At 51.6% G+C, this 2684-nt stretch carries 1 rRNA gene; it reads left to right on the forward strand.

Annotated elements, in window-relative coordinates:
• A 23S ribosomal RNA gene (locus DXA70_RS13520) occupies nt 1-2684 on the forward strand; the annotation flags it as partial.

Genomic DNA, 2684 nt, shown 5'->3' on the forward strand with positions numbered 1-2684 from the left:
TCGGGGAGCTGCAAATAAGCATTGATCCGGAGATTTCTGAATGAGGAAACTCACCTGGGTTCATACTCAGGTACGTTACACTGAAATTCAAAATAGGTGTATCGAGGGAACCGCCTGAACTGAAACATCTAAGTAGGGCGAGGAAGAGACATCAAACGAGATTCCGTAAGTAGTGGCGAGCGAACGCGGAAGAGGGCAAACCGGAGGTCGAAAGACCACCGGGGTACGGACTGCTTTTAGGACTCGATCTGTTAACCGAATGGCATGGGAAGGCCAGTCAGAGAGTGTGAGAACCACGTAGGTGAAAATGGAGAGAGCTGCGCAGAATCCAGAGTACGGCCAGACACGTGAAACCTGGTCGGAAGATGGGGGGACCACCCTCCAACCCTAAATACTACCCAGTGACCGATAGCGTATAGTACTGTGAAGGAAAGGTGAAAAGCACCCCGGGAGGGGAGTGAAAAAGAACCTGAAACCCTGTGCCTACAAGCACCTAGAGCACGTCAATGTGTGATAGGGTACTTTTTGTAGAACGGTCCGGCGAGCGATTGTATGCAGCAAGGTTAAGGTCTTAAGGACTGGAGCCGAAGCGAAAGCGAGTTTGAAAAGGGCGTTAAGTTGCATATAATGGGCCCGAAACCGGGTGACCTACCCATGGTCAGGTTGAAGTGGAAGTAAAATTCCATGGAGGACCGAACCGACCTCCGTTGAAAAGGCGGCGGATGAACTGTGGGTAGCGGAGAAATTCCAATCGAACCCGGAGATAGCTGGTTCTCCCCGAAATAGTTTTAGGACTAGCCTCAGGTTAGATATCTGGAGGTAAAGCACTGAATAGCCTAGCGGCCGAGAGGTTAGCGAAGCTATCAAACTCAGAATGCCAGAATATTGATGCCTGGGAGTCAGACAGTGTCAGATAAATGTCATTGTCAAAAGGGAAACAGCCCAGATCTACAGCTAAGGTCCCAAAGTCAGGTTAAGTGGAAAACGATGTGAAGATACGCAGACAACCAGGATGTTGGCTCAGAAGCAGCCACTCATTCAAAGAGTGCGTAATAGCTCACTGGTCGAGCGTCTTTGCGCGGAGAATTTAACGGGGCTAAACCTGGCACCGAAGCTTAGGCAATGTACTTGTACATTGGGTAGGGGAGCGTTGTATACGCGGTGAAACAGTAGCGTAAGCGGCTGTGGAGTGTATAGAAGTGAGAATGCCGGAATGAGTAGCGCGAATGCAGTGAGAATCTGCATGGCCGAAAGCCTCAGGTTTTTGGAGGAAGGTTCGTCCGCTCCAAGTTAGTCGGGAGCTAAGGTGAGGCCGGAAGGCGTAGCCGATGCACAGACGGTAGAGATTCCGTCACCACCAAAAGAGTTAAGCACAGGGACACATTTGAAGTCTCAGAGCCGGGTGTTGGTTCCGGTAGAGATCGAGGGAAGTTAGTACCGAAGTCTGGGATGGAAGATGGCGAGAAAAGCTGTGTGGATTTCTGAGGTGCCCGTACCGCAAACCGACACAGGTAGGTAGGAAGAAGATTCTAAGGCCAACGGGAGAAGGGTTGTTAAGGAACTCGGCAAATTGACCCCGTAACTTCGGGAGAAGGGGTGCTCCAGAGATGGAGCCGCAGAGAATCGGCCCAAGCAACTGTTTACCAAAAACACAGGTTTGTGCTAAATCGAAAGATGACGTATACGAGCTGACGCCTGCCCGGTGCTGGAAGGTTAAGAGGAGATGTGCAAGCATTGAATCGAAGCCCCAGTGAACGGCGGCCGTAACTATAACGGTCCTAAGGTAGCGAAATTCCTTGTCAGGTAAGTTCTGACCCGCATGAAAGGCGTAATGATTTGGGCACTGTCTCAACAGCCCGCCCGGCGAAATTGTAGTACCGGTGAAGATGCCGGTTACCCGCGACAAGACGGAAAGACCCCATGGAGCTTTACTGTAGCCTAATATTGGGTTTCGATGTTGCATGCACAGGATAGATGGGACACTGGGAAACAATCGCTTTGGCGGTTGCGGAGTGGCCGTTGGGATACCATCCTTGCGATATTGGAATTCTAACCTGCGGCTCTGAATCGAGTCGGGGGACATTGTTAGGTGGGCAGTTTGACTGGGGCGGTCGCCTCCTAAAAAGTAACGGAGGCGTTCAAAGGTTCGCTCAGCTTGAACGGAAATCAAGCAAAAGAGTGCAAACGCAGAAGCGAGCCTAACTGCGAGACTGACGGGTCGAGCAGTAACGAAAGTTGGAGTTAGTGATCCGGTGGTATGTGAGTGGAAATGCCATCGCTCAACGGATAAAAGTTACCCTGGGGATAACAGGCTGATCTCCCCCAAGAGTCCACATCGACGGGGAGGTTTGGCACCTCGATGTCGGCTCATCGCATCCTGGGGCTGTATTCGGTCCCAAGGGTTTGGCTGTTCGCCAATTAAAGCGGTACGCGAGCTGGGTTCAGAACGTCGTGAGACAGTTCGGTCCCTATCTGTCGTGGGCGCAGGATATTTGATGGGAGCTGTCCCTAGTACGAGAGGACCGGGACGGACGTACCTCTGGCGCACCAGTTGTTCCGCCAGGAGCATAGCTGGGCAACTACGTACGGATCGGATAAACGCTGAAAGCATCTAAGCGTGAAGCCGACCCAAAGATAAGATATCCCACTGATTAGATCAGGTAAGATCCCTTGAAGACTACAAG

Origin of the sequence: Faecalibacterium sp. OF04-11AC, from assembly GCF_003460645.1 — a bacterium.
Lineage (GTDB): Bacteria > Bacillota > Clostridia > Oscillospirales > Ruminococcaceae > Faecalibacterium > Faecalibacterium prausnitzii_I.